The organism is Delftia tsuruhatensis NBRC 16741, assembly GCF_001571325.1.
GTDB classification, from domain to species: domain Bacteria; phylum Pseudomonadota; class Gammaproteobacteria; order Burkholderiales; family Burkholderiaceae_C; genus Comamonas; species Comamonas tsuruhatensis.
The window spans coordinates 135,504-162,405 of sequence record NZ_BCTO01000021.1; the positions used below are offsets into that span (position 1 = coordinate 135,504).

Here is a 26,902-nt window from a genome sequence, read left to right on the forward strand (position 1 = left end):
GGCGAATGACGCTCCTGCCGAGCTGCGGATCGACATCACGCCATGACTTGCAGGCACCCGTGGCCGACCCCCTGACATTCCAGGCTCCCGTTGCGTGGCTTTCTCGGGTTGACGACATCATGCGCAGCTCTTCGAGGGTTCAAGGCGTCAGCGCGGCGCCATGCGGAGGGCCCCATCCACGCGGATGGACTCAGCGTTCATGTAGCCGCAAGTGACCAGAAACTCGACGGCCTGCGCGAATTCATCGGGGTCGCCCAAACGCTTGGGAAAGGGCACGCTGGCCGCCAGCGCCTGCTTGACGTTGTCCGGCAGGGCCAGCAGCAAGGGGGTGCCGAAGATCCCCGGCAGGATGGTGTTGACGCGAACGCCTTCGTCCATCAGGTCGCGTGCGATCGGCAAGGTCATGCCCATGACGGCGGCCTTGCTGGCGGCATAGCTGGCCTGGCCGACCTGGCCGTCCACCGCAGCGGCCGAAGCGGTGTTGACCACGACGCCGCGGTCGCCGTCGGCCAGCGGTTCCAGCGCCAGCATGCCCGCCGTCGATTTGGCAATGCAGCGGAACGTGCCCACCAGGTTGATCTGCACGATGCGGTTGAAGCGATCCACCGCACTCGGGCGGATCTCGCCCGTTTTCCGGTCGCGACTGACGGTCTTGACGGCGTCGGCCGTGCCGGCGCAGTTGACCAGAATGCGTTCCTGCCCGATCGCGGCACGGGCTTTGGCGAAGGCCGCGTCCACCTGCTCCTCGGACGTCACGTCCACGTTGCAGTAAACACCGCCAAGCTCGCTGGCCAACGCCTGGCCGACGGCTTCGTTCATGTCGAAGATGGCGACCTTGACGCCATGGCTGGCCAAACGCCGGGCCGTGGCGGCCCCCAGGCCGGAAGCCCCCCCGGTGATGACGGCAGAAATGTCGGAATTGAGTTGCATGGTTTTTCCTTGAAGATGACAGACAGGCGTTATTGGCCGGTGAATTTGGGGGTGCGCTTGCCCAGGAATGCCGCTTGCCCTTCGAGGTTGTCGGCCGAACGCAAAGCGACAACGAAATTGCGCTTCTCATGCTCCAGGCCCTGCGCGAGCGGGGTTTCAAAGCTGGCCAGGGCCGCATCTTTCGCCAGCGCCACGGCCAGCGGCGAATTGGCCGCAATCCGGCAGGCCATCGCCAGCGCCGTCGGCAGGGCCTGGCCATCAGCCGTCACTTCGGCGACGATGCCAACGTCGCATGCCTTGCGGGCGTCCATGAAATCGCCGGTCAGCAGCAGCGCCATGGCCTTGGACTTGCCGATGGCGTGAACCAGGCGCTGGGTGCCGCCGGCACCGGGAATGGCGCCCAGCTTGACTTCCGGCACGCCGAACTTGGCGGACTCGCCAGCAATCACGATGTCGCAGGCCAGCGCCAGTTCCATGCCGCCGCCCAGCGCGACCTTTTCCACCGCCGCGATGACGGGCTTGGGGAAGCGCCCCAGCGCCGCAAAAAAGTCCCAGCCCGTTGCCGAGCGGTCGCCCAGCAGCGGCGCGGCACGCAGCACTTCAAAGGCCGTGATGTCGGCGCCCGCGCAAAACACGTCCTCGGCGCCGGTGATGATGACGGCTCGCACGGCATCGTCGTCGCGCAGTTGCGCAAGCTGCGCGCGCAGGCCATCGAATACCGCGCGGTTCAGGCTGTTCTTCGCACGCGGGCGGTTGATGGTCAGGGTGACGACGGCGCCGTCACGGCTCACGAGCACTTCACTGGCTTCGCTCATGGTGGCCCCGCTCATGCAAGCCGCTCGATGATGGTGGTGTTGGCCGTGCCCGAAGCCTCGCAGATGGTCTGCAGGCCATAGCGGCCGCCCCGGCGCTCCAGTTCATACAGCAGGTCGGTGAGCATGCGCGCGCCGGTGGAGCCCAGCGGATGGCCGATGGCCATCGAGCCGCCATTGACGTTGAGGCGGTCGTCCGGGATGCCGAACTCCTGCTGGAACATCAGCGGTACGCCGCCGAAAGCCTCGTTGACCTCGAACAGGTCGATGTCGTTGATGGTCAGGCCCGATTCCTTCAGTGCCTTGCGGGTGGAGTCGAGCACGGCGGTGAACTGGATCACCGGGTCGGCGGCGGCCACTGCCGTGCTGACGAAGCGCGCACGCGGCTTCAGGCCATGCTTCTTGGCATAGGCGCGGCTGGCGATCAGCAGCGCGGCGGCACCATCGCTGACCTGCGACGAGTTGCCGGCGGTGGTGGTGCCGTTGGCGGCAAACACGGCTTTCAGCGTGGCCATCTTTTCGGGGTCGGGGTTGGCGCGCACGCCCTCGTCGGCGGCGACGACCGGACTGTTCGGGTCGGCCGGGTCCTCGGTCAGATGCACCAGTTGGTCCTTGATGCGACCGGCCTGAATCGCCTCGGTGGCGCGCTTATGGCTCCGCACTGCGGAGGCATCCAGGGTTTCACGCGTGAGGCCGAAGCGCGTGTTCAGCAACTCCGACGAAACGCCTTGCGGTATCAGCGGGTTGTCCTGGTAGCGCGCCAGTTCGCGCGGGCTGTATTGCGAACCGAGCGGCGCGCCGGGCTTGAACGACGGCGGCAGTGGCGCCTGCGACATCGACTCCACCCCCCCGCCGATGGCCAACTGGTAGGCACCCGCCTGGATGCCATGCACGGCAAAACTCACCGCCTGCTGGCCCGAGCCGCATTGCCGATCGACCGTCACCGCCGGCACGGATTCGGGCAGCCCCGCCGCCAATACGGCATGTCGGCCCAGGTTGCCGTGCTGCTGGTCCCACTGCAGCACGCAGCCGATGATCACGTCGTCCAGATCGGCGGGGTTGACGCCGGACCGCTCGACCAACTGGCGCAGCGTCTCGGCCATCAGATCGACGGGATGCCACTTGTGCAGGCGCCCGCCGCGCTTGCCCACGGGGGTGCGCAGCGCACCGACGATAACGGGTTCATGGTCATTCATCTGGTTCTCCTGTGTAAGAAACTGGGTGTCACGCAAAGTGGCGTTCAGGCGGCGTAGCGCTCTGCCTGCTCGACGCGGATGCGCTTCTTGTCGATCTTGCCGACGCTGGTCTTGGGGATGGTCTCGACGAACAGGATCTGATCCGGCAACTGCCACTTTGCGAAGGCGCTGGTCAGGTGTTCCTGCAATTGCTCCTGGGTCGCCTGCTGGCCGGGCCTCAGCACCACCAGGGCCAGCGGCCGCTCCTGCCACTTCGGATGCGGAACCCCGACCACCGCGGCGTCGCGCACGGCCGGGTGGCCCATGAGCAGGTTTTCCATGTCGATGGAAGAGATCCATTCGCCACCGCTCTTGATCACGTCCTTGATGCGGTCGGTAACCTTGAGGTAGCCGTTCTCGTCCACCGTGCCGACATCGCCCGAGCGCCACCAGCCGCCCTCCAGGAAGCGATCGCCCGAATCGGGCATGTCGTGGTAACTGGTCGTGATCCAGGGGCCGCGCAGGCAAATCTCGCCGGCCGACTGGCCGTCGTGCGGCAGATCCTGGTCGTTGGCATCGAGGATGCGGATGTCCACGCCGGTCAGGACCAGGCCCTGCTTGCGCTTGAGATTCCACCGCTCGTCCTGAGTCAAGCGCTTCCTCAACGTGGGCTTGAGGCGGTTGACGGTCACCAGCGTCGTGGCTTCGGTGGCGCCGTAGCCGTGCACCACCTCGGCACCCGTGAGTTCGTGGAAGCCGATCATCATCGACAGCGGCGGCTCGCTCGCGCCGGACAGCATGCGCATGCGGCTGAAGTCCGGCTTGACCGGCAGCGTCTCGATGTACTGCAGCATCGGTTGGAAGATGGCCGGTGCGCCGTTGGTGATGGTCACGCCCTCGGCAATCATGGTGTCGACCAGCGGCTTGGTGTCCTCGGCAGCGTAGCGTCCCGGCAGCACGATCTTGTCGGCCAGCAGCGTGGCGGCCTGTGGTAAGCCCCAGCACTGCCCGTGGAACATGGGCGTGATGAGCATGACGCAGTCGTCCAGCGTCATGCCCATGTTGGTGGCCATGCCCGTGGAGTGCAGGTAGATGCCGCGGTGCGAGTAGTACACGCCCTTGGGTTTGCCCGTGGTGCCGGTGGTGTAGCAGGCGCTGTAAGCCGAGGTTTCGTCGATCTCGGGCCAGTCGATCTTGGCATCAGCAGCGGCCAGCAGGTCTTCGTAGTGCAGCAGCGGTTTCAGCGTGGTCTTGATCTGGTCCAGCGGCTTGTCGGTCATCACGATCCAGCCCTTGATCTGGGGCGAGTTCGCTGCGACGGATTCGGCGATCGGCAGCAAGGACTCGTCCACGCAAACGTAAGACACCTTGCTGTGGCCGACCACGTAGCCCAGGTCCTCGGCGCCCAGGCGCAGATTCATCTGCAGCATGACCGCGCCCAGGCCGGGGATGGACCAGTACAGCTCGAAGTGGCGCCGGCTGTTCCAGTCCAGCACACCGACGCGGTCGCCCGGCTCGACACCGAGCGCGCGCAGCGCATTGGCGCTGCGGCAGACGCGCGCGTAGCAGTCGGCATAGGTGTAGCGATCCCAGCCGCCATCGGGTGTGCGGTAGACGATCTCCTGGTCCCCGTGGGTGCGCGCGGCGTGCCGGATCAGCGTCGTGGTGTTGAGCTGGCGTTCGTTGCCCGTGGTGGACGGGCAGCCGCGGATGGGCTGGGTGGTGCTGGTCATTTTCTGGTCTCCTAAGTAATTGCGTTGAGTGCCTGGAACCGTGGGGCCGGGGCCGCCTCGATGGCGCCGGAGGGGGTGGTCTGGTAGATACCCCGTGCCGCGTTGTGCGGATGCCGCGCCGCCTCGGCCAGGCTGAGCACGGGCGCGAAGCAGGCGTCGCTGCCTTCGAGCAACGCGCACCAGTGCGCCCTGGGTTGGCTGCGGATGAGGGCCGCAATGCGCTCCTTCAGCGCTGGCCACGTCGTCGTGTCGTACTGGTCGGCAGGGTTCACGTCCGTCAGGCCCAGCTTCGACAGCAGCAGTGCGTGGAACGCGGGCTCCACCACCGCGAGGCTGATGAAGCCGCCGTCGGCACAGGCGTACACGTCATAGAACGGCGAATCGTGAAACGGGCTCGGCTTCGTGCCGTCGATCTGCCCATTGGCGCGAATCCAATGCACCAGCGTGCCCATCATGGCCACGATGTCGATGATGGCGGCATCCACGACCCGGCCGCGGCCACTGCCCCTACCGTTACCGCGCGCATCGACCAGCGCGCAGGCGACACCGAAGGCCATGCCCAGCGCCCCGGCCGCGTCCCCGAGCACCGAGGGCGGCACGATGGGCATCTGCCCCTTGCGGGCCGACAGCGACAGCAGGCCCGTCAGCGCCACGTAGTTCAGGTCGTGGCCAGCGGCCCGGGAGAGCGGGCCGTCCTGGCCCCAGCCCGTCATCCGGCCATAGACCAGCTTGGGGTTGCGCGCCGCGCATTCGGCGGGGCCGAACCCCAGCCGTTCCATCACGCCGGGGCGAAAGCCTTCGATCAGAACGTCGGACTGGCCGATCAGATCCAGGGCGCGCGCCTTGCCGCCGGGCGACTTCAGGTCGGTGATCTCGACCGTCTTGCCCCGGTGCAGCGGGTTGGCCGCCGCCCCGCCCAGCGGCTGCGCCCCGGCGGCCTGCTCGGCCCGTGTCAGCGCAATCACCTCGGCACCCATGTCGGCCAGCATCATGGCGGCCAGCGGGCCCGGCCCGATCCCTTCGAACTCCACCACACGGACGCCGTGCAGTGGCTTTTGCAGCATGTGCGAGGCGTTCACAGCTTCCTCGCAATCAGTTCTTTCATGACCTCGTTCGCGCCGCCGTAGATCTTCTGCACGCGCGAGGTGGTGTACATGCGCGCGATCGGGTATTCGTACATGTAGCCGTAGCCGCCGAACATCTGCAGGCACTCGTCCACCACGCGGCACTGCTGCTCGCTGCACCACCACTTGGCCATGTACGCGGCTTCGGCGTCGAGCTTTCCGTCCAGCAGCCGCTGGATGCAGTCGTTGACGAAGGTGCGCACCACGTGAGCGGTGGTGGCGATCTCGGCCAGCTTGTGGCGCGTGGTCTGCATCTCGAACAGCGGTGCGCCGAAAATCTTGCGCTCCTTCGTGTATTCGACGGTGAGTTCCAGGGCCCGGTCGATGATGGCCGCCGCAGGCACGGCGATGGTCATGCGTTCGTAGGGCAACTGGCCCATCAACTGCTTGAAACCAAGCCCTTCGACGCCCCCCAGGACTTGATCGACCGGCACGCGCACCCCGTCGAAGAAGAGTTCGGCGGTGTCCGACGCATGCAGGCCGATCTTGTCGAGCAGGCGGCCCACGCGGAACCCTGGCAGGTTCTCGGTCTCCACCACGATCAGCGAAAGGCCTCGGCTGCCCGCCTCGCCGGTGCGTGCGACCACAATCAGCAGATTGCAGGTGTAGCCGTTGGTGATGAAGGTCTTGGCACCGTCGATCACGTAGTGGTCGCCATCACGGCGCGCGCGGGTGGCGATGGCCTTGAGGTCCGTCCCGCAGCCGGGTTCGGTCATCGCAATGCCGAGCAGCATCTCGCCGCTGCTCAGCTTGGGCAGCCAGCGCTGCTTCTGCTCCTCGGTGCCGTAGTCCATGATGTAGTGCGCAGCGATGCTGTTCACCTGGACGTTGTTGGGCATTTCCGCTCTGGTCAACTCATCCTGTACCACCAGCTGGTAGGCAATGCTGGCCCCGGTGCCGCCGTAGGCTTCGGGCATTTCGGGCAGCATGAACCCCATCTCGCCGAAGGGCCGCCAGGTCTCGCGCGGGACGTAGCCCTGTTCGCGCCAAGCGGGCAGGTGCGGAGCCATCTCGGCGGCGATGTAGCGGCGCACCTGGTCGCGAAAGGTCTCGATGTCGCTGTCCATCCAGGGTTGACGGTGCAATTGCGGCAGCATGGGAGCGCTCCTCAGAAGGTTTGTACGATGAAGGTTTGAAAACTTGGCCAGCGATGCGGCCCCGGGTCATGCCCGCATACCCACAACGGGGCGGGCGAAGCGTCGAATCTCTGCGTTCTCAGTCTGTCCAGGGCATATGGTCGGCATTCAGCCCGTGCGCGTCTTGCCCGCCAGTGCATGGCAAGTTGACTTTGCGTGTGCAAGGGAAAGCCCGGCTGACTCGACCGGGCCGATGGCGGAGCCGTGAGCAGTCATGCCGCGTGCATCGCTGGGCGACACTCCAAAGCGTTGTTTGAATGCGCGGCAGAAATGGCTGGTGGAGTTGAAGCCCCAGTGAAAGGCGATCGCCGAGACCTGCAGATGCCGGCAGACCGGGTCAACGAGTGTCCGCCAGCACGCTTGCAATCGGCTTTCCAGGATGTGGCCGACCACCGTGGTATCGCCCTGCGCAAACAGCGCATGAAGGTAACGCAGTGAAATACCGTGCGCCGCGGCGATGCGTGCCGGACTCAGGTCATCCTCTTGAAAATGCTGGGCGATGTAGGCAAGTACTCGTTCGCGCAACGCGGCCATGGCCGTGAATCGAGTGGCGCTCTCCGGCTCTGGCAGCGCAATGTCCAGAAGCCCGATCACCGTGCGGCAAAGGGCGACGTGGGCGGAGGGCGGCACGGCGCCGATCTCCTTTGCCAACCCCATCAGGTGTTGGCTGAGCAGTGAGCCCACGCCTGTGTGACTGTCAATGCGGCAGGCTGCGGGCGGCTGCTTGCGGCCCGGTAGATGCTCGCGCATGAGCTGCCAGGGAATCATCAACGACACGCTGTGGGTTCGTTCCAGCACCTCATAGTCTTGCCGCTGATCGGTACGCCAGAGGAACATGTCGCCCTCGCAGATTGGCGTGTCCCACTGCTGCAACTGTACTCGGCCGCTCAGGTTCAGCTGCAGCCCCAGGCAGAACTCATCGTCGAATGACGAATGTCCAGGAGGAGACTGCTCGACGCAAGCACCGGTCACGGTGCATACCAAGGAGGCTCCGGCGAGTTCGTGTCGCCGCAACTTCGCCTGGAATGCAGCAGGCTTCGCCGGGGAGGAAAGACTCCAGCGCTGGAAGGAGTCCTTGAGGATCGCTTCCGTCGCATCTATCCTGCCCTCGATGGGCGCATGGTCGATGGACCATTCCATGGGTGACTGTTGCAGCACTTGTCGTCTCCTGAATCTGCCCCCAGACGCCGCAGCCCATCGGGACCGGAGCGTCGACACCGTGGCGTGCTTTCGTGCGGCGCTCAGGGTACCCAAGGCATACAGGCAATCGTAGGCAGCGGTGCTTGGCGCGGCAATGACGGATGGTCTCGATCAACTGACAAGGCACCTCTTTCGACGGATGGGGGAGCGAGGCAACCCCGCAGCCGAGCGGCCCTGCGCTAACCTCCCGGCATCGACGGCGAACTGAAGATGCAAGGAGACGATGATGGATCTGGGTGCAATGCTGGCAGGCAAGCGGGTGCTGGTCACGGGGGCCTCGTCGGGCCTGGGCGAGAACTTCGCTCGGCTGGCTGCTGGTTGCAAGGCCAAGGTAGTGATTGGGGCGCGGCGCAAGGCGCGGCTCGACAAACTCGCCCAGGAACTCGAAAAGCTCGGTTCGCCTCAGGTCACGGTGCTGGAAATGGATGTGGCTTCCGAGCAGTCCATCGACGACGCCTTCGCCGAGATAGACGCCTCGGGCACCATCCTCGACGTGGTGGTTAACAACGCCGGGGCTTCCAACGACGCCTTGTCGCTCACGCTGCCTGCGTCCGACTTCGACTCGCTGATGGAGACCAACGTGCGCGGCGTGTGGCTGGTGGCCGCGCGTGCCGCGCAGCGCTGGGTGGATGCGGGGCGGGGAGGCTCAGTCATCAACATCGCATCGATCCTGGGCGAACGCGTGATGCCGGGCGCCATGCTGTATGCCACGTCCAAGGCTGCAGTCGTGCACATGACCAAGAGCCTGGCGCTCGAATGGGCGCGCCACGGCATTCGCGTCAATGCCATCGAGCCGGGCTACATCGACACCGAGATGACCGATGCCATGTGGGATACCGACCATGGCAAGGCGCTTATCAAGCGCATCCCGATGCGCCGCCTGGGTAAGCCGGAGGAGCTCAACGGTCTGTTCCTGCTGTTCGCGACCGAGGCCGGGTCGTGGATGACCGGCGCCTGCGTGCCAGTGGATGGCGGGCATCTGTGCTCGTCGCTTTGAGTGCGACCGCGTCGAAGCAGCGCTACGTTTTTTGGGTGCGCGAACGATAGACGCCTGGCGTGCTGCCGGTCCATGACTTGAAGGCCCGCTGGAAGGCGGTGCCGTCGGCGAACCCCAACTCGGCGGCGATGGCGCTCAGCGCGGCATCGGTGCTGGTCAACCGAACGATCGCCATGTCGCGCCGTAACTCGTCCTTCAGCACCTGAAAGGACTTGCCCTCCACGGCCAGATGCCGCTGCAGTGCGCTGACCGACATGTGCAAGCGCTGCGCGGCGACAGTCAGATCGGGCCACTCCGGGCACGCTTGCTGCAATAGCGCGCGCACCCGCGCGCTGGCTGTCCGCTCGATTAGACGCGGGCCGATCAGGTTGCCCGGTGTGGCACGCAAAAAGGTCTGGAGCGCGGCGGTGTCACGGCGCATCGGCTGCGTGAATGCGGATGCCTCGAACCAGACCGCCGACCGCGCCTGCCCGAACCGCAACGTGCCCGAGAAGATTTGGGCATAGTCTGCGGCACGCGGCGGTGGCTCGAAGGCAAAATCGAGCCCTCTGGGCACCAGTCGGCCGCCGTGCAGCCATACCAGCAGACGCCAGAAAACGCGCAACAGCAGCCCGTGCAGGAAGTCTGAATGTTTGCCCAGGGCGTGGCGCACGTCCAGAGCAGCACCCTTGAGCAAGCCATCAGAGACGGGCACAAGCGCCACGTCGTCCTGCAGCAGGGCGAAGGATGCACTCACGCGCTGCAAGGCGGCTGCCAGCGTCTTGGCCCCGAGCGTAGAGCGAGCCATCAGCGCAAAGCTGCCGCAGCGCAACGGCCGACCGTGTAGATGGCCTAGGCATTCGTCGTCCAAGCTGTTCTTCACGGCACTGAAGAGTGCGATGTATTGCTCTATGGTCACACGCGACTGCTCCAGATGCAGCAGCGACTCGGCGATGCGGGCCTGCGCCAGAACGCCATCCAGCCAGGACTCGGTGGCCAGTCCTTTGCTGCGCGCGCCGTCGAGCAGGCCATGCACGGCAAAAACAGGAACAGTGACGACGGGTTTCAACATGGTCAAAGGGAGCAACGATAGCTGGCGCTGAATCCGAAATTACACCAAGAAAACGGCCCGCTAACGATGTAGCGTCCGGCTGCGGTCAACCGGATTTTGCCTTGTGCATACAAAGTCAACTCGCCATGCACTGGCGGGCAAGACGCGTATGTGCCGAGTGCCCAGAATACCGCTTGGTAGCACACCCAGGGACGACCCGTGGACGTTCGGCATCGATGCATTCGCATGAATGCTTCTTCGGCAACGGCATGTCGGTGTGCTCACCCGAATAGCCCAGCAACCAGGAGAGAGTGAATGTCTGTCTGCGCCGTGCCTTTGCGCAACATGCTGATTGATGCGGTGATGCGCGAACGTCGTTCCGTGCGCGCCTTTCTGCCGACCCCGGTGTCGCAAGAAGCGGTGGCCCAGATTCTGTCGGTGGCAGCCAGCGCGCCCAGTGGCACCAACACCCAGCCGTGGCATGTCATTGCCGTGGCGGGCGAGGCGAGGAAGCGCCTATGCGACCGTGTATTGCACGCCTTTCACCATGAAGAGGGAGAGCACCAGTCCGAATACGACATCTACCCGGCCGAGTTCTTCGAGCCCTACCTGACCAGGCGGCGTCGGTGCGGTTTCGCTCTTTATGCCGCAGTCGGAATCTCCAAGGGAGATACGGATGCCATGCGCGCTCAACATGCACGCAACTTTGCCTTCTTCGATGCGCCGGTCGGTTTGATCTTCACCTTGGACCGGCGCATGGTGCAGAGCAGTTGGGTGGACTACGGGATGTTCTTACAGAACATCATGCTGGCGGCCCGCGCACGAGGCCTGGATACCTGTTCGCAGATGGCGTGGACCCTTTACCCGCGCCTTCTGGCTGAAGCCCTGCAAATCCCGGACGGGCAGATGGTCCTGTGCGGCATGGCACTGGGCTATGCCGACCCGGCGGCCGTGGTGAACCGCGTGCGCACCGAGCGTGAGCCGGTCGAGAACTTCACACGCTTCAGCGGCTTCTAGAAATCTTGTCATACCAACTAATCGCGTCGTAAGCCGCCTGAGAAATTCAGCCGCCCTGAAGCGGTTGATCGACCGGGCCTTGTCCTGGTGGGTAGGGTCATGCATGGATGTATGCCCTATGGGGCAGACGGGTTGAACCCACAAAGAGGAGTAAGCAATGTCTACCTACGCCGCGCCCTTGCGCGACATGCTGTTCACGATGAAGGAAGTCGGAGGCCTGGATGCGATCTGTGCCCAGCCGGGCCATGAAGAAACCACGCCCGACCTGGTCGAGGCCATCCTGCAGGAGGCTGCCCACTACGCCACCGGCGTGCTTGATCCGCTGAACCGCACCGGCGACGTGCAGGGCGCGCGCTGGCACGACGGCCAGGTCACGCCAGCCGATGGCTTTCGCGAAGCCTGGGCCAGCTTCTGCGAGAACGGCTGGAACGGCATGCCCGCTGCCACCGAATGGGGCGGCCAGGGCCTGCCCACGCTGGTGTCCACAGCCGTGCTGGAGATGTGGAAGTCGTCCAACCTCGCGTTCAGCCTGTGCCAGATGCTCACGCTGGGCGCGGTGGAAGCCATTGCGCACCATGGCAGCGACGCACTCAAGCGCCGCTTCCTGGAGCCCATGGTCGCGGGCCGCTGGACCGGCACCATGAACCTCACCGAGCCCCAAGCAGGCTCCGACTTGGCCGCGCTGCGCAGTCGCGCCGTGCCCGAAGGCGACCATTACCGCGTCAGCGGAAACAAGATCTTCATCACCTGGGGCGAGCACGACATGGCCGAGAACATCGTCCACCTCGTGCTGGCGCGCCTGCCCGATGCACCGCCCGGCGTGAAAGGCATCTCGCTGTTCCTGTGCCCGAAGTACCTGGTCAACGACGACGGCTCCCTGGGCGAACGCAACGACCTGGCCTGCACCTCCATCGAGCACAAGATGGGCATCCACGGCAGCCCCACGGCGTCGATGAGCTTTGGCGACTGCGGGGGCGCGATCGGCTACCTGGTCGGCGAGCCGAACCAGGGGCTGGCCTGCATGTTCACGATGATGAACCATGCGCGGCTGAACGTCGGCCTTGAAGGCGTGGGCATCGCCGAGCGCGCCTACCAGCGCGCACGCGCCTACGCGCTGGAGCGGGTGCAGGGCAAGCCACTGCTCAGCGGCAGCACCACCATCGCCGGCCACCCGGACGTGCGGCGCATGCTGATGGACATGAAGGCCCGCACCGAGGCCATGCGCGCATTGGCCTATTTCTGCGCCGGCCAGATGGACCGCGCCGCAGGCCACGCCGACGCGCAAGAGCGCGAGCAGGCGCTGGCCCTGGTCGGCCTGCTGATCCCGGTGGTCAAGGGCTGGTGCACCGACAGCGCACAGGGCATCACGTCCGATGGTGTGCAGGTGCATGGCGGCATGGGTTACGTCGAGGAAACCGGCGCCTCACAGCACTTGCGCGACGCGCGCATCACGACCATCTACGAAGGCACGACGGGCATCCAGGCCAACGACCTGATTGGCCGCAAGCTGGCGCGCGAGGGCGGGCGCACGCTGAAGGCACTGCTGGGCCGCATCGACGGCGATGCGCGCCGGTTGGCCGAGATGCCCGATGCCGCGCTGGCGCAGATCGGCGGCGTGTTAGCGGCTTCGGCGCGTGCGCTGGGGGACGCGGCCGACTGGCTGCTGGCCCACGACGACCAACCCGCGCAGTGCGCGGCGGGCGCCGTGCCCTTCTTGCGGCTGGCGGGCACGGTGATCGGCGGCTGGCTGTCGGCGCGCATGGCCGAAGCCGCCACTGCGCAACTCGCGGCGAGATCTGGCGATGCGGGCTTTCTCGGCGCCAAGCGTGCCACGGCCAGCCACTACGCAGCGCATGTCCTAGTGCAGGCGCCGATGTTGCGCGACATCGTCACGGGCGGCGCCGCCAGCACGCTGGCCCTGGCGGATGATCAACTCTGAATGATCCTGAAAGGAAACCCTCCCATGAAAATCCTGGTTCCCGTCAAGCGGGTGGTTGACTACAACGTCAAGGTCCGCGTCCAGAGCGATGGCAGCGGCGTGGACATCGCCAATGTCAAAATGAGCATGAACCCCTTCGACGAGATTGCCGTCGAAGAGGCTGTGCGGCTCAAGGAGAAAGGCGCGGCAACGGAGATCGTCGCCGTCTCGTGCGGCGTGTCCCAATGCCAGGAGACGCTGCGCACCGCCATGGCCATCGGTGCCGACCGCGGCATCCTGGTCGAGACCAATGAAGAACTGCAGCCGCTGGCCGTGGCTAAGCTGCTCAAGGCCCTGATCGACAATGAACAGCCCGGCCTCGTGATCCTGGGCAAGCAGGCCATCGACGACGACTGCAACCAGACCGGCCAGATGCTGGCGGCGCTGGCCGACCTGCCGCAAGCCACCTTCGCCTCCAAGGTCGAGATCGCCGGCGACAAGGCAGCCGTGACCCGCGAAGTGGACGGCGGCCTGGAAACCCTCAGCCTTACGCTGCCCGCCGTCATCACCGCCGACCTGCGCCTGAACGAGCCGCGCTACGTCACGCTGCCCAACATCATGAAGGCCAAGAAAAAGCCGCTGGACACCGTCAAGCCCGAAGACCTCGGCGTGGACGTGGCCCCGCGCCTGAAGACCTTGAAGGTCAGCGAACCCGCCAAGCGCGGCGCCGGCGTGAAGGTGGCCGACGTGGCCGCCCTGGTCGAGAAACTCAAGAACGAAGCGAAGGTGATCTGACATGACCGTACTCGTAATCGCTGAACACGACAACGCGACCATCAAGGGCGCGACGCTCAACACCGTGACGGCCGCCGCAGCCTGCGGCGGCGACGTGCACGTGCTGGTGGCCGGCCACAACGCCGGCGCTGCCGCACAGCAAGCCAGCCAGATCGCCGGCGTTGCCAAGGTCATCCACGCCGACGGCGCCAGCCTGGCCCACGGCCTCGCCGAGAACGTGGCCGCCCAGGTGCTGGCACTCCATGGCAGTGGTGCCGGCAACTACAGCCACATCCTGTTCCCCGCCACCGCCAGCGGCAAGAACGTGGCCCCGCGCGTGGCTGCCAAGCTCGACGTCGCCCAGATCAGCGACATCACCAAGGTCATCTCCGCCGATACCTTCGAGCGCCCCATCTACGCCGGCAACGCCATCGCCACCGTGCAGTCTGCTGATGCCGTGAAGGTCATCACCGTGCGCACCACCGGCTTTGACGCCGCCGCCGCCACGGGTGGCAGCGCCGCTGTCGAAACCGCTGCTGCGGCCGCCGACGCTGGCAAGAGCAGCTACGTGGGCAGCGAGATCGCCAAGAGCGACCGCCCCGAACTCACCGCCGCCAAGATCATCGTGTCTGGTGGCCGTGCGCTGGGCAGCAAGGAAAAGTTCGACGAAGTCATCACCCCCCTGGCCGACAAGCTGGGCGCTGCCATCGGCGCCAGCCGTGCTGCCGTGGATGCGGGCTACGCCCCCAACGACCTGCAAGTGGGCCAGACGGGCAAGATCGTCGCGCCGCAGTTGTACATTGCCGCCGGCATCTCGGGCGCCATCCAGCACCTGGCCGGCATGAAGGACTCCAAGGTGATCGTGGCGATCAACAAGGACCCCGAGGCCCCGATCTTCAGCGTGGCCGACTACGGGCTGGAGGCGGACCTTTTCGCAGTTGTGCCGGAATTCGTCAAGGCCTTTTAAATTGGATGAGATACACCATGGAGCTTCGGCATTTACGTTGCTTTATAGCGGTGGCCGAAGAACTTCACTTCGGCCGCGCAGCGGAAAAGCTGCACATCGATCAGTCCCCTTTGTCGCGCACCATCAAGGAGATAGAGGAAGAGCTCGGGGCGCAACTGTTCACGCGAACCACGCGAAGCACCCGCCTGACCTTTGCCGGAATGGCATTCCTGGAGCGGGTGCCGCGAATCTTCGAAGCTCTGAAACAGGCGTGTGACGGCGTCAAGTCCGCCGCCAGTGGGTTTCAGCGACAGTTGCGCATCGCTTTGTCCGATGGCATCACGCCCTCGCGAATGCCGACGCTGCTGGCACAGTGCCGAGCGGAAGATCCAGAGATTGATGTTCGGCTATTTGAGGTGCCGTTGGATCAACAGATCAAGGGTCTGCACGATGACCTGTATGACGTCGGCTTTTCGATGGCCGAAGAGGTGGGCGACGGCATTGTGGTCAGGCCTGCATGGGAAGACGAACTGATGGTGGCGGTCCCAGCTCGCCATCCTGTTCTGGCCCACAAGCACGTGCCGTTGGAAGAAGTGTTGCGCTATCCGCTGGCGCTATGCGATCCGGCGATATGCGAAGGCCATGCACGCCAAGTTGATCGCGTTTTGCAGCGCTACGAGCAACAGCCACTGATCGCCCAGCGCGTGGCGTCCTATGAGGTGATGATGACCTTGGTCTCAGCCGGATTGGCGCTCGGTTTGGCGGGCGCCGCGCACATTGCATCCGGCCGTGGGCCAGGTGTTGTGGCCCGGCGCTTGGCGGGCAAGCCGCAGATGCTGGCCACGTATCTGCTGCACCGTGACGTGGAGCCCTCCGAAATGCTGGCCCGGTTCATCGAACGAGTGGCCTCCATTGATTCGGCGGATGGCTCCAGCGCCGCCGAGGACTCCTGATCCACCTGCTGAAAGGACCCAAGCCATGACCCGATTCCTGCCGCTGCTGATGGTTGCCGCACTGACGGGCTGTGGACCATCCCAACCGACGGAAACCGTGGACTTCCTCGTTGCCCATCCCGAGCGCCTCAAAGAAGTCCAGCGCCTGTGCAAGGAAGACCGCGCGAAGGCAGGAGAAGAACTCTGCCGCCGTGCGGCCGAAGCCGCCAACCGGCGTTTCTTCGGCGATCGGCCGGAACAGCAATCCAAATAGCGCCCCGCGCCGTCGCCTGGCCGCGACAGAGTTCTTGCTGTTACCTCATCACGCCGCAGCGCGCTCGCGCATGCGGCATTTTTATTGCCTTCGCCACAGCAAGAAGTCTGGCCATTTTGGCCTGAATCCCCGCTATAACGGTCTTTGACCGACCTGCACGCTCGCCTTGATCCTCGGCACTACGGCATGTCCCTGTGCCGTAGCGGGAGGTTGGCCAATGCAAGGAACGAACGTGCTGTTCGGTCAGATTGCCGTTGTCTTCGGCATCGTGATCGCTGGCGTATGGAGCGCCACGCAATGGACAGCAGCGGCGCTGGGCTACCAGCTACGCCTGGGTTCGCCCTGGTTCGATTTCCTCGGCACGCCGGTCTATCACCCCTGGCGCCTGTTCGAGTGGTGGTTCTTCTTCGACGCCTACGCGCCGCATGTATTCGACGTGGGCGGTGCCATTGCCGCAGGCAGCGGCCTGATCGCGGTGGTGGTTGCCATCGGCATGTCGATCTGGCGCTCGCGCCAGTCCAAGCTGGTCACGACCTACGGCACGGCGCGCTGGGCCAACGCGGAGGACATTCACAAGGCGGGCCTTGACCAGCCTGCAGGCGTGTTCCTCGGCCTGCATCGGCAGCAGTACCTGCGGCACGAGGGCCCGGAACATGTCCTGACCTTCGCGCCCACGCGCTCAGGCAAGGGCGTGGGCCTGGTGGTGCCAACGCTTCTTTCTTGGCCAGCGTCTGCCGTCATCCACGACATCAAGGGCGAGAACTGGAGCATCACCGCAGGTTGGCGTTCGCGCTTCTCGCATTGCCTGCTGTTCAATCCGACGGACAGCAAGTCGGCGGCCTACAACCCGCTGCTGGAAGTCCGGCGCGGCGCGCATGAGGTGCGCGACGTGCAGAACATCGCGGACATCCTGGTCGATCCCGATGGCGCGCTGGAGAAGCGCAACCACTGGGAGAAGACTTCGCACGCATTGCTGGTCGGGGCCATTCTGCATGTGCTCTACGCGGGCGAAGACAAGACGCTGCGCGGTGTCGCCAACTTCCTCAGCGACCCGGCTTGTCCCTTTGAGCTGACGCTGCATCGGATGATGACCACATCGCATCTCGGCGATGGCCCGCATCCGGTCGTTTCCTCGGCGGCGCGCGAAGTGCTCAACAAATCGGACAACGAACGCTCGGGCGTGTTGTCCACGGCCATGTCGTTCCTCGGCCTCTACCGCGACCCGACGGTGGCCGAAGTCACCTCGCGCTGCGACTGGCGCATTGCCGACCTGATCGCGGCCGAGCATCCGGGGTCGCTGTACCTGGTGGTGCCGCCTTCGGACATTTCGCGGACGAAGCCGCTGATCCGCCTGATCCTCAACCAGATCGGCCGGCGCCTCACCGAATCACTCGATGGCAGCGACGGCATCGAGCGTCGTCACAAGCTGCTGCTGATGCTCGATGAGTTTCCGGCACTCGGACGCCTCGACTTCTTCGAGACGGCGTTGGCCTTCATGGCTGGCTATGGCATCCGCAGCTTCCTCATCGCGCAGTCGCTCAACCAGATCGACAAAGCCTACGGCCAGAACCATTCGATCCTGGACAACTGCCATGTGCGCGTGACGTTCGCCACCAACGATGAGCGCACCGCCAAACGGATCTCCGAGACGCTCGGCACTGCGACCGAGCTGCGCGCGCAGCGCAACTACGCGGGCCACCGGCTCGCGCCGTGGCTCGGGCACTTGATGGTGTCGCGCCAGGAAACCGCGCGCCCGCTGTTGACGCCGGGCGAAGTCATGCAGCTTCCGCCCGACGAAGCAGTGGTGATGGTGTCCAGCGTGGCGCCGATCAAGGCCAAGAAGCTGCGCTACTACGCGGACAGCAATTTCAAGCGGCGCGTGTTGCCGCCGCCCGCGCTGGCGAGCGAGCGATACGCCGACGCGCCGCCATCGCGTCCCGACGACTGGAGCGGACTGGCGATTCCCGCCGCACCGGCCGCGGCGTCCGCTGATGGCCTGGAGAACTTGGGTTCGACCGACGACGGTGGTCCGCGCCGTCAGCCCGAGCTTTCCGAAACCGTCGCCTACGACCCCGAGCAGGCCGCACCCGTGGCCGACCTTGGCCTGCTCGATGACGACGACATGCCGCTTCCCCTCCCGCGCCGGTTCGATCCGGCCCTGCAACGCACGGCCCGGCTGGCTTCCCTCGACCCTGACGACGGAATCGACCTATGACCCAGCACCGCCTCAATGTGTTCATTCAGCCGGAGCACAGCAAACGGCTCGACGAACTGGCCGCCACCAAAGGCGTATCGAAGTCCAGCATCGTCGCGGCGGCACTCGCATCGTGGCTGTCGCCCGATGCCGCCGACCAGCGGGAGGCGGCCATTGCCAAACGGTTGGATCGGCTGTCGCGCCACGCCGAGCGCATGGAGCGCGACCAGAACATTCAGATCGAGACGCTGGCGCTGTTCATCCGCTACTTCCTCACGGTCAGCACACCCGTGCCCGAAGCACATCAGGACGCCGCTCGCGCCCAGGGCAAGGCCCGCTTCGAGCAGTTCGTGGAGCAGTTGGGCCGCCACCTGCTGCGTGGGCGCAGTCTGGTGCGCGACGTGGTGGAGGAACTGCATCCCGACCCTTCGCGCATGGGTGAAGTGCAGGAGCGTACGTCATGAGTACCACGCCTTCTTCCTTCACCGCCGTTTCGCTAGATCGCCGCATCCAGATGTTGCGCACAGCGATGGGGCCGCTGATCGCCGCTGCGCTCGAAGACCCGGACGTGGTGGAAATCATGCTCAACCCCGACCGGACGCTCTGGGTGGATCGGCTTTCCACGGGCCGCGCGCCGATGGGCGTGGAGCTGTCCGAAGCGGACGGTGAACGCATTATTCGGCTCGTGGCGGCCCATGTCGGTGCCGAGGTGCATCGGGGCCAGCCGCTGTTGACGGCGGAGCTGCCCGAGACGGGCGAACGCTTCGAGGGCATCTTGCCGCCGGCCGCGCCGGGGCCTGCCTTCGCACTGCGCAAGCGCGCCTTTGGCGTGATCCCGCTGTCGCGCTACATCGAGGATGGAATGATGACCGCCGCGCAGGCGGGCTTGCTGGTGCGTGCAGTGCGCGAGCGCAAGAACATTCTGATCGCAGGTGGCACTAGCACCGGCAAGACCACGCTCGCCAATGCCTTGCTTTCCGAGATCGCCGCCACCGGCGACCGCGTGCTGGTGCTCGAAGACACGGTGGAGCTGCAATGCGCGGCCCGCGACCACGTGCCGCTGCGCACACGCGCGGGCGTGGTGTCCATGACCGAGCTGGTGCGCTCGTCCATGCGCCTTCGGCCGGATCGCGTGATCGTCGGCGAAGTGCGCGGCGCCGAGGCGCTGGATCTCATCAAGGTGTGGGGCACCGGCCATCCGGGCGGCATCGCCACGATCCACGCCGGCTCCGCGCTGGGCGCACTGCTGCGCCTGGAGCAACTGATTCTCGAAGTGGCGGTGAACCCGCCCCGTGCGCTGATCGCGGAAGCGGTCAACGTGGTCATCCACATCGCCGGGCGCGGACGCAAGCGCCGCATCGAGAGCATCGCTCGCGTCGTCGGCTTCGATGGCGTTGGGTATCACCTGGCGGACGCGCTGGAGGCTCCATTCCCGGAGTTGCTGCCGCAGTCCGACTTTTCCCCCCCTGTCCCCTGACCACTCTGGAGAACTGCCATGACGCAGATGATCGTTCCTGCTTTCCGTTTTTCCGCGTATCCGCTTCCTCGGCCACCGCGGCTGGATAGCCTGGCTCGCCCGGCCATGCAGGGCTTGATGCTCGCGGCGCTGATGCTGCTGCTTGCGGGCGCGGCTCAGGCCGCCGGTTCGTCGATGCCGTGGGAAGGCCCGCTGCAATCCATCCTGGAGTCGATCCAGGGACCTGTGGCCCGGATCATCGCGGTCATCATCATCATTGCCACGGGCCTGGCGCTGGCCTTCGGCGATACCTCGGGCGGCTTCCGCAAGCTGATCCAGATCGTCTTTGGCCTATCGATCGCGTTCGCGGCTTCGAGCTTCTTCCTGTCGTTCTTCAGCTTCTCCGGTGGGGCCGTCGTATGAACGGCCCGCACGATGGGATGCCTGGCTTCGAGGTGCCGCTGCATCGGTCTTTGACCGAGCCGATTCTGATGGGCGGTGCCCCGCGCACCGTGGCCATCACCAACGGCACCTTGGCCGCTGCCGTGGGCCTGGGCTTGCAGATGTGGATTCCGGGCGTGGTGCTCTGGATCGTCGGCCATGCGCTGGCGGTCTGGGGCGCTCGTGTCGATCCGCAGTTCATGCAGGTCTTCGCCCGCCACATCAAGCACCGGCCGCTGCTGGACGTGTGAGGTGATGCCATGCTGAACCTTGCCGAATACCGCCAGCGGCCCGCGCTGCTGGCCGACTGGCTACCCTGGGCCGGGCTGATCGCGCCCGGAGTCGTGCTGAACAAGGATGGCTCCTTCCAGCGCACTGCGCGCTTTCGGGGGCCAGACCTCGACAGCGCGACACAGGGCGAACTGATTTCCACGTCGGCGAGGCTGAACAACGCGCTGCGCCGGCTCGGTTCGGGCTGGGCGCTGTTCATCGAGGCCGAACGGCGAGCTGCTGCCGGCTACCCACACTCGGACTTCCCGGAGCCCTTGTCCTGGCTGGTCGATGAAGAACGCCGCGCCGCATTTGAGGACTCGGGCAACCACTTCGAGAGCGGCTACCACCTGACATTGGTGTACCTGCCGCCGGAGGAAGCCCGCGCTCGTGCGGCCGGAATGCTGTACGAGAACCGTCCGACCGAGGGAGTGGACTGGCGTGAGCGCCTGACCGCCTTCGTCGCGGAGACGGATCGGATTTTCGACCTGCTCGATGGCGTGATGCCGGAGATTGCGTGGCTCGATGACAGCCAGACGCTGACCTACCTGCACTCGACCATTTCCCCACGGCGATACCGCGTGGGCGTGCCGGAAGTGCCATTCCACCTCGACGCGCTGCTGGCCGACGCGCCGCTGATCGGTGGTCTGGCGCCGATGCTGGGCGACCAGCACCTGCGCGTGGCGACGGTGCGGGGCTTCCCCACCTCGACCTGGCCGGGGATTCTGGACGACCTCAACCGCCTCAGCTTTGGCTATCGCTGGTCAACCCGGTTCCTTTGCATGGACAAAGCCGATGCGGAAAGAGAGCTTTCTCGCCTGCGCCGCCAATGGTTCGCCAAGCGCAAGAACGTCATCGCGCTATTGCGCGAAACCATCTTCCAGCAGGAATCCCCGCTGGTCGATACCGACGCTAGCAACAAATCGGCCGATGCCGATGCTGCCTTGCAGGAGCTGGGCAGCGACCAGGTGGCCTTTGGCTACCTGACGGCAACCGTCATCGTCATGGACGCGGATGCCGCCGTGGCCGACGAGAAGCTGCGCATGGTGGAGCGTGTCATCCAGGGGCGCGGCTTCGTCACCATTCCCGAAACGCTTAATGCGGTGGATGCGTGGTTGTCATCGATTCCGGGTCATGCCTACGCCAATGTCCGCCAGCCCATCGTCTCGACGCTGAACCTGGCGCATCTGGTGCCGGTGTCCGCCGTATGGGCCGGGCCAGAGAAGAACGCGCATCTCGACGGCCCGCCGCTGATCGTGACCCGCACCGAGGGCGCGACGCCGTTCCGGCTGGTCACGCACATCGGCGATGTGGGCCACACGCTGGTGGCCGGCCCCACGGGCATGGGCAAATCGGTGCTGCTCGCCACCTTGGCGATGCAGTTCCGTCGTTATCGCGGATCGCGCGTCTTCGCCTTCGACATGGGGCGCTCGATGCGCGCCACCATCCTGGGCCTGGGCGGTGAGCACTACGACCTCGGGATGGATGGCGAGATCGCCTTCCAGCCCTTGGCCCGTATCGACCGCGAGGGCTACCGCACTTGGGCGGCCGAATGGATCGAAGGCCGGCTACGGCATGAAGGCGTCGCGGTTGGCCCTGACGAGAAGGCAGCGATCTGGTCGGCGCTCGGCAGTCTCGCCGGTGCGCCCGTGGAGCAGCGCACGATGACAGGGCTTTCCGTCCTGCTGCAATCGAACGCACTGCGGCAGGCCCTCGCGCCCTATGTGCTCGGCGGCGCGCACGGCAAGCTGCTGGATGCCGACCATGACCGGCTGGGCATGGCCGACGTGCAGTGCTTCGAGATGGAGGAGCTGATGCACAGCAAGGCCGCCGTCATGGCGGTGCTGCATTACCTCTTTGCGCGCTTCGACGAACGCTTTGACGGCGCCCCCACGCTGCTGATCCTCGACGAGGCGTGGCTGTTCCTTGACGATCCGGTGTTTGCGGCGCGCATCCGCCAGTGGCTCAAGACGCTGCGCAAGAAGAACGTCAGCGTCATCTTCGCCACGCAGAGCCTCGCCGACATCAAGGATTCGAGCATCGCGCCGGCCATCATCGAGAGCTGCGCAAGCCGCATCTTCCTGCCGAACCCGCAGGCGACCGAGCCGCAGATTCGCACGATCTACGAAGGCTTCGGCCTCAACAGCCGCCAGATCGAGATTGTCGCCACCGCGCAGCCCAAGCGCGACTACTACTACCAATCGCGTCTCGGCAATCGCCTGTTTGACCTCGACCTGGGCGCCGCGACGCTGGCCTTCGCGGGTGCTTCCACGCCGCAAGACCAGCGCGACATCGACGCGGTGCTTGCCGCTGCGCATTCCGATTCCTCTCCCTTCGCAGCCGCGTGGCTGCGCCACCGTGGCCTGCATTGGGCCGCCGACCTGCTGTCCTCGTTCCTGTCCACCCACCCCCAGGAGAACCCATCATGAAAAAGCGTCTTCTCGCCGCCGCCGTCGCGGCCATGCTTTGCACCGCTACCGCCGTGCAGGCGCAATGGGTCGTGATCGACCCCACGAACCTCGTGCAGAACACGCTGACCGCGATCCGCACGCTGGAGCAGATCAACAACCAGATCAAGCAGCTCCAGAACGAGGCGCAGATGCTCATCAACCAGGCGCGCAACCTGGCCAGCCTGCCGTCCAGCGTGGTGGGCCAGTTGCGCGCCAATCTGGCGACCACCCAGCGGCTGATCGCGCAAGCCAAGGGCCTGGCCTATGACGTGACGAATCTGGATCGGGAGTTCCAGCGCCTGTATCCCGAGCAATACGCCGCCACCGTGAGCGGCGACCAGATGTACCGCGATACGCAGGAACGCTGGAAGAACACGCTCAATGGTTTGCAGACCACCATGCAGATGCAGGCCCAGGCCTCACAGAACCTGAGCGACGACGAAGGCGTGCTGGCCGACCTCGTGGGCAAGAGCCAATCGGCAGTGGGTGCCTTGCAGGCGATGCAGGCCATGAACCAGCTCTTGGCCCTGCAAGCCAAGCAGTCCATCCAGACGCAGCGCCTGAGCATCACCCAGGATCGCGCTGCGTCGCTGGAACTGGCACGGCAGGCCGCTGCTGTGGAGCGTGGCCGCGAGGTGAATCGGCGCTTCCTGGGCGAAGGCACGCCGTACACACCGCAGTCCGTCGATTTCTACGGCCGGTGACGGGTGCTGTCATGACCCGCGTGCCTGCTCTCTGCGGTTTCGTGCTCCTGCTGGCCGGCTGCGGCCAGCAGGAGGGGCCTTCGGTCGATGCGCTCTCGGCAGATCCGTCGCGGCTGCACTTGCTCAAGGAGCAATGCCGCGCGGGCCAGCTCGACGACGCGTCTTGCGCGCAGGTGGCCCAGGCCGATTTGCGCCGCTTTCTCTCCGGCAAGACCGGGCCAGATGAGTACCAGACGCTGGCCGATCTGCCGCCGATTCCGCCCAGCTTCGATGAACCCGCAGAGGACAGCAATGCGGTGGCCACGGCCTCGCCTGTGCAGGAGGACTCGCCATGAATGACATTTCGGTCATCGACCATTTTCTCGATGTCTTTTCGCGCTACATCGACTCGGGCTTCGGCCTGCTGCACGGCGAGGTCGCATTCCTCACGGCCACGCTGATCGTCATCGACATGACGCTCGCCGGGCTGTTCTGGGCGATGGGGCACGCGACCGGCCAGGGCGAGGACGTGATTGCCAAGCTGATCCGCAAGGTGCTGTACGTCGGTGCCTTCGCCTACATCATCGGCAACTTCAACATGCTGGCCGGTGTCCTGTTCCGCTCCTTCGCGGGTCTTGGCCTGACAGCCAGCGGCTCGACCTTGAGCATGGGCAACTTCTTGCAACCAGGTCGATTGGCCAAGGCCGGCATCGACACAGCGGCGCCGATCCTCGACCAGATCAGGGAGATGGCGGGCTTCCCCGAGGTGTTCATCCACATCGCGCCCATCGTCGTGCTGTTCCTCGCGTGGCTGGTGGTTATCGTTAGCTTCTTCGTGCTGGCGGTGCAGCTCTTCGTCACCCTGATCGAGTTCAAACTGACCACGCTGGCGGGCTTCGTGCTGGTGCCGTTTGCCCTCTGGAACAAGACAGCGTTTATGGCCGAGAAGGTGCTGGGCAACGTGGTGTCCTCGGGCATCAAGGTGCTGGTGCTCGCCGTCATCGTGGGTATCGGCTCGGGGCTATTCGCCGAATTCAGGATACCGCCCGGTTCCGAGCCGTCCATCGACCAGGCGCTGGTCATCATGCTGGCCTCGTTGTCCCTGCTGGCCCTGGGCATCTTTGGGCCGGGCATTGCGACAGGCTTGGTGTCCGGTGGGCCACAGCTCGGCGCGGGCGCGATGGCCGGTGCTGCCATCGGCGCAGCCGGAACCGCCGTGGCGGTCGGTGCCGCGGCTACCGGCGTCGGAAGCGCAGTGGCGGCCGGGGCACGCATGGCACCCGCCGCCGCCCGCTCGATGGCATCGACCGCCAGCAGCGCCAAGTCGGCGTACCAGGCGGGCTCCACTTCGGCCGGTGGCGGCCTGAAGGGTGCCGCCGCCGGCGTGGGCAATGTTGCCAAGACCGGCGCGCAGGCGGCCGGGCAGAAAGTCGCCGATGGGGCGCGGTCGATGAAGGAGCGCATGGCGGCGGCCTTTCGGCCCGATGACGCCGGATCGGCGTCGGGGGGCGGCGCCGCACAGGCCGCAAGCGAGGCTCCCGCCACAGCCCCATCCACCGAGCAACCCGCCTGGGCCAAGCGCCTGCACCGCAGGCAGCAACTCACCCATGCCGCGACGACCGCCGCCCACACGCTGCGCGGCGGCGACGGCGGCAGCTCCAGCCAGGGGCCAAGCCTGCGTGATTCCGATTCCTGATCTTGAAGGAGAACTTCCATGCGATTCAAAAGACCGCAGGTGCGCTATGCCAACACACCGCAGCCTGCTACCCCGTACCAATCCGCTGCCCAGGCCTGGGACGAGCGCATCGGCTCGGCCCGCGCACAGGCGAAGAACTGGCGGCTCATGGCCTTCGGCTGCCTCACTTTGGCCGTACTGATGGCCGGTGGCCTGGTCTGGCGTTCCGCGCAGTCCATCGTCACCCCCTACGTCATCGAGGTGGACAACTCGGGTCAGGTGCGCGCTGTCGGCGAAGCGGCCACGCCGTACCGGCCCAGCGATGCGCAGATTGCTTACCACCTCGGCCGCTTCATCGGTCTGGTGCGCTCGCTGTCCATCGACCCCATCGTGGTGCGGCAGAACTGGCTCGATGCCTATGACTACACGACCGACAAGGGCGCCGTGGTGCTCAACGAGTACGCCCGCGTGAACGATCCGTTCGCGCGCATTGGCAAGGAGTCGGTGACGGTGCAGGTCAGCAGCGTGACTCGCGCGAGCGATACGTCGTTCAACGTGCGCTGGACGGAGACCCGTTTCGTCAACGGTGCGCTGGACCGCACCGAACGCTGGAACGCTGTCGTGTCCATCGTGCAGCAGACGCCGCGCACCGAGCAGCGTGTGCGCAAGAACCCCCTGGGCATCTACGTCAACGGGCTGTCGTGGAGCCGCGAACTGGAAGCTAACGAAGGAGCAAAACCATGAATGATCTTTTCCGTAAATCCGTCTTGCCGATCATGCTGCTTGCCCTCGCGGGCTGCGCCACGCAGGGCAAGCCGCCGCCGTCCATTTCGCTCGACGAGCCGGTACAGGCGCAGCCGCTACCGGAGCCGCCTGCGCCGGTGGAGGTGGTGGCCATGCCGCAAGTGCTGCCGATGCCGGCTCAGATGAAGCCTGTGCCGGATGCCAAGCCCGCAGCAGAACCTGCCGATGAAACCGTGCGTGTGTCCCGCGCCAACGCCGAGGCGCGTATCGCGCCCACGCGCGAGGGGTACGTCAACGCGATTCAGGTGTGGCCTTTCACCGATGGCGCGCTGTATCAGGTCTATGCGGCCGTGGGTCGCGTGACGGTGATCGCGCTCCAGCCCGGTGAGGAACTGGTAACGGTGGCCGCCGGCGATACCGTGCGCTGGATCGTGGGCGATACATCGAGCGGCAGCGGCGATGCGCTGCGCGTCAATGTGATGGTCAAGCCGATCCGCTCGGGCCTCAAGACCAATCTGGTCATCACGACCAGCCGGCGCACGTACCTGATTGAACTGACTTCGACTGAGAAGACGTGGATGGCGTCGGTGTCCTGGGAGTATCCGAAGGACAAGATGCTGGCCTTGCAGCGCCAGGCGCAGGCGGCCAGCGCCGCCGCGCCGGTCGATGCTGGCCTGTCGCTGGAGAAGATCCGCTTTCGCTATGCGGTCAGTGGCAGCAATCCGCCGTGGAAGCCGCTGCGCGCTTTCGACGATGGCGAGAAGGTCTACATCCAGTTCCCGCCGGGCATCGCGCAGGGCGAGCTGCCGCCGCTGTTCGTGATCGGCGCGCAGGGCGATGGGCAACTGGTGAACTACCGATTCCGTGCGCCGTACTACATCGTGGATCGCCTGTTCGGTGCGGCCGAACTGCGCCTGGGCGGAGACAAGGGCGATGTGGTGCGGATCGAGCGCACCGATGGCGTTTCCGGTGGCACGCGGAGGAACTGACC

At 65.6% G+C, this 26,902-nt stretch carries 25 protein-coding genes and 1 pseudogene; 18 read left to right on the forward strand and 8 right to left on the reverse strand.

Features of this window, described 5'->3' with window-relative positions:
* Positions 1-147 precede the first annotated feature (147 nt).
* The 7 genes from DTS01S_RS10110 to DTS01S_RS10140 form a co-directional block, all read right to left on the reverse strand.
* Positions 148-930: an SDR family NAD(P)-dependent oxidoreductase gene (locus DTS01S_RS10110; RefSeq protein ID WP_026062537.1), complete on the reverse strand. Its 783-nt coding sequence runs from the start codon at positions 928-930 to the stop codon at positions 148-150.
* Between the two features lie 29 nt (positions 931-959).
* Positions 960-1,745 (reverse strand): enoyl-CoA hydratase/isomerase family protein, encoded by a 786-nt coding sequence (locus DTS01S_RS10115; protein WP_223301378.1) that lies wholly within the window; start codon positions 1,743-1,745, stop codon positions 960-962.
* Between the two features lie 11 nt (positions 1,746-1,756).
* Positions 1,757-2,938 carry a thiolase family protein gene (locus tag DTS01S_RS10120; protein WP_017405988.1) on the reverse strand — a complete coding sequence of 394 codons (1,182 nt, stop codon included), beginning with the start codon at positions 2,936-2,938 and terminating at the stop codon, positions 1,757-1,759.
* A 44-nt stretch (positions 2,939-2,982) separates the two neighbouring features.
* Positions 2,983-4,650, reverse strand: a complete 1,668-nt coding sequence (locus tag DTS01S_RS10125) for a long-chain fatty acid--CoA ligase (protein ID WP_017405987.1) — start codon at positions 4,648-4,650, stop codon at positions 2,983-2,985.
* 11 nt (positions 4,651-4,661) lie between these two features.
* Positions 4,662-5,714: a CaiB/BaiF CoA transferase family protein gene (locus DTS01S_RS10130; RefSeq protein WP_035884637.1), complete on the reverse strand. Its 1,053-nt coding sequence runs from the start codon at positions 5,712-5,714 to the stop codon at positions 4,662-4,664.
* An 11-nt stretch (positions 5,715-5,725) separates the two neighbouring features.
* A complete protein-coding gene (locus tag DTS01S_RS10135) occupies positions 5,726-6,871 on the reverse strand; it encodes an acyl-CoA dehydrogenase family protein (protein ID WP_016452528.1) in 1,146 nt (381 codons plus the stop codon).
* A 147-nt stretch (positions 6,872-7,018) separates the two neighbouring features.
* Complete coding sequence (locus tag DTS01S_RS10140) at positions 7,019-8,050, reverse strand: helix-turn-helix domain-containing protein (protein ID WP_017405984.1); 1,032 nt, start codon at positions 8,048-8,050, stop codon at positions 7,019-7,021.
* A 286-nt stretch (positions 8,051-8,336) separates the two neighbouring features.
* Between DTS01S_RS10140 and DTS01S_RS10145 the strand changes: the two genes are divergently transcribed.
* Positions 8,337-9,107 carry an SDR family NAD(P)-dependent oxidoreductase gene (locus DTS01S_RS10145; protein WP_026062536.1) on the forward strand — a complete coding sequence of 257 codons (771 nt, stop codon included), beginning with the start codon at positions 8,337-8,339 and terminating at the stop codon, positions 9,105-9,107.
* A gap of 22 nt (positions 9,108-9,129) precedes the next feature.
* Here the strand turns inward: DTS01S_RS10145 and DTS01S_RS10150 are convergent, their stop codons facing one another.
* Positions 9,130-10,158 carry an AraC family transcriptional regulator gene (locus tag DTS01S_RS10150; RefSeq protein ID WP_016452525.1) on the reverse strand — a complete coding sequence of 343 codons (1,029 nt, stop codon included), beginning with the start codon at positions 10,156-10,158 and terminating at the stop codon, positions 9,130-9,132.
* 294 nt (positions 10,159-10,452) lie between these two features.
* On the opposite strand from DTS01S_RS10150, the gene DTS01S_RS10155 reads away from it, so the two are divergent.
* The 17 genes and pseudogenes from DTS01S_RS10155 to trbG all read left to right on the forward strand — a co-directional run bounded on the left by DTS01S_RS10155 (position 10,453) and on the right by trbG (position 26,900).
* Positions 10,453-11,154 (forward strand): nitroreductase, encoded by a 702-nt coding sequence (locus DTS01S_RS10155; protein ID WP_016452524.1) that lies wholly within the window; start codon positions 10,453-10,455, stop codon positions 11,152-11,154.
* 157 nt (positions 11,155-11,311) lie between these two features.
* On the forward strand, positions 11,312-13,093 hold the full coding sequence (locus tag DTS01S_RS10160; protein WP_016452523.1) for an acyl-CoA dehydrogenase: 1,782 nt from the start codon (positions 11,312-11,314) through the stop codon (positions 13,091-13,093).
* Between the two features lie 24 nt (positions 13,094-13,117).
* Positions 13,118-13,867 (forward strand): electron transfer flavoprotein subunit beta/FixA family protein, encoded by a 750-nt coding sequence (locus DTS01S_RS10165; protein WP_035884627.1) that lies wholly within the window; start codon positions 13,118-13,120, stop codon positions 13,865-13,867.
* A 1-nt stretch (position 13,868) separates the two neighbouring features.
* Complete coding sequence (locus DTS01S_RS10170; protein WP_026382503.1) at positions 13,869-14,813, forward strand: electron transfer flavoprotein subunit alpha/FixB family protein; 945 nt, start codon at positions 13,869-13,871, stop codon at positions 14,811-14,813.
* A gap of 17 nt (positions 14,814-14,830) precedes the next feature.
* Positions 14,831-15,745 (forward strand): LysR family transcriptional regulator, encoded by a 915-nt coding sequence (locus DTS01S_RS10175; protein ID WP_016452520.1) that lies wholly within the window; start codon positions 14,831-14,833, stop codon positions 15,743-15,745.
* Positions 15,746-15,770: 25 nt separating this feature from the next.
* A complete protein-coding gene (locus DTS01S_RS10180) occupies positions 15,771-15,998 on the forward strand; it encodes an EexN family lipoprotein (RefSeq protein ID WP_016452519.1) in 228 nt (75 codons plus the stop codon).
* A 217-nt stretch (positions 15,999-16,215) separates the two neighbouring features.
* Positions 16,216-18,213 carry a conjugal transfer protein TraG gene (locus DTS01S_RS10185; RefSeq protein ID WP_035884626.1) on the forward strand — a complete coding sequence of 666 codons (1,998 nt, stop codon included), beginning with the start codon at positions 16,216-16,218 and terminating at the stop codon, positions 18,211-18,213.
* Positions 18,210-18,656 (forward strand): CopG family transcriptional regulator, encoded by a 447-nt coding sequence (locus tag DTS01S_RS10190; protein ID WP_017407929.1) that lies wholly within the window; start codon positions 18,210-18,212, stop codon positions 18,654-18,656. Before DTS01S_RS10185 ends, DTS01S_RS10190 begins: the two co-directional genes overlap by 4 nt.
* Positions 18,653-19,691: pseudogene (gene trbB, locus DTS01S_RS10195) on the forward strand (P-type conjugative transfer ATPase TrbB). The gene DTS01S_RS10190 and the pseudogene trbB overlap by 4 nt, the downstream one beginning before the upstream one ends.
* Positions 19,688-20,071, forward strand: a complete 384-nt coding sequence (locus DTS01S_RS10200) for a TrbC/VirB2 family protein (protein WP_035884625.1) — start codon at positions 19,688-19,690, stop codon at positions 20,069-20,071. The pseudogene trbB and the gene DTS01S_RS10200 overlap by 4 nt, the downstream one beginning before the upstream one ends.
* Entirely contained in the window at positions 20,068-20,340 is a 273-nt protein-coding gene (locus DTS01S_RS10205) for a VirB3 family type IV secretion system protein (protein WP_017407881.1), read from the forward strand. Before DTS01S_RS10200 ends, DTS01S_RS10205 begins: the two co-directional genes overlap by 4 nt.
* Positions 20,341-20,349: 9 nt before the next feature.
* Positions 20,350-22,788 carry a conjugal transfer protein TrbE gene (gene trbE, locus DTS01S_RS10210; RefSeq protein ID WP_035884624.1) on the forward strand — a complete coding sequence of 813 codons (2,439 nt, stop codon included), beginning with the start codon at positions 20,350-20,352 and terminating at the stop codon, positions 22,786-22,788.
* A complete protein-coding gene (trbJ, locus tag DTS01S_RS10215) occupies positions 22,785-23,513 on the forward strand; it encodes a P-type conjugative transfer protein TrbJ (RefSeq protein ID WP_035884623.1) in 729 nt (242 codons plus the stop codon). The genes trbE and trbJ overlap by 4 nt, the downstream gene beginning before the upstream one ends.
* 11 nt (positions 23,514-23,524) lie before the next feature.
* The gene (locus DTS01S_RS10220; RefSeq protein WP_017407589.1) at positions 23,525-23,848 is read left to right on the forward strand and encodes an EexN family lipoprotein; all 324 of its coding nucleotides are present in this window, start codon (positions 23,525-23,527) and stop codon (positions 23,846-23,848) included.
* Positions 23,845-25,188, forward strand: coding sequence for a P-type conjugative transfer protein TrbL (gene trbL / locus DTS01S_RS10225; protein ID WP_035884622.1), 1,344 nt, complete (start codon positions 23,845-23,847; stop codon positions 25,186-25,188). The genes DTS01S_RS10220 and trbL overlap by 4 nt, the downstream gene beginning before the upstream one ends.
* Before the next feature lie 18 nt (positions 25,189-25,206).
* Positions 25,207-25,911 (forward strand): conjugal transfer protein TrbF, encoded by a 705-nt coding sequence (gene trbF / locus DTS01S_RS10230; protein WP_035884621.1) that lies wholly within the window; start codon positions 25,207-25,209, stop codon positions 25,909-25,911.
* Positions 25,908-26,900: a P-type conjugative transfer protein TrbG gene (trbG, locus tag DTS01S_RS10235; protein ID WP_035884620.1), complete on the forward strand. Its 993-nt coding sequence runs from the start codon at positions 25,908-25,910 to the stop codon at positions 26,898-26,900. Before trbF ends, trbG begins: the two co-directional genes overlap by 4 nt.
* The last annotated feature ends 2 nt before the right edge of the window (positions 26,901-26,902 follow it).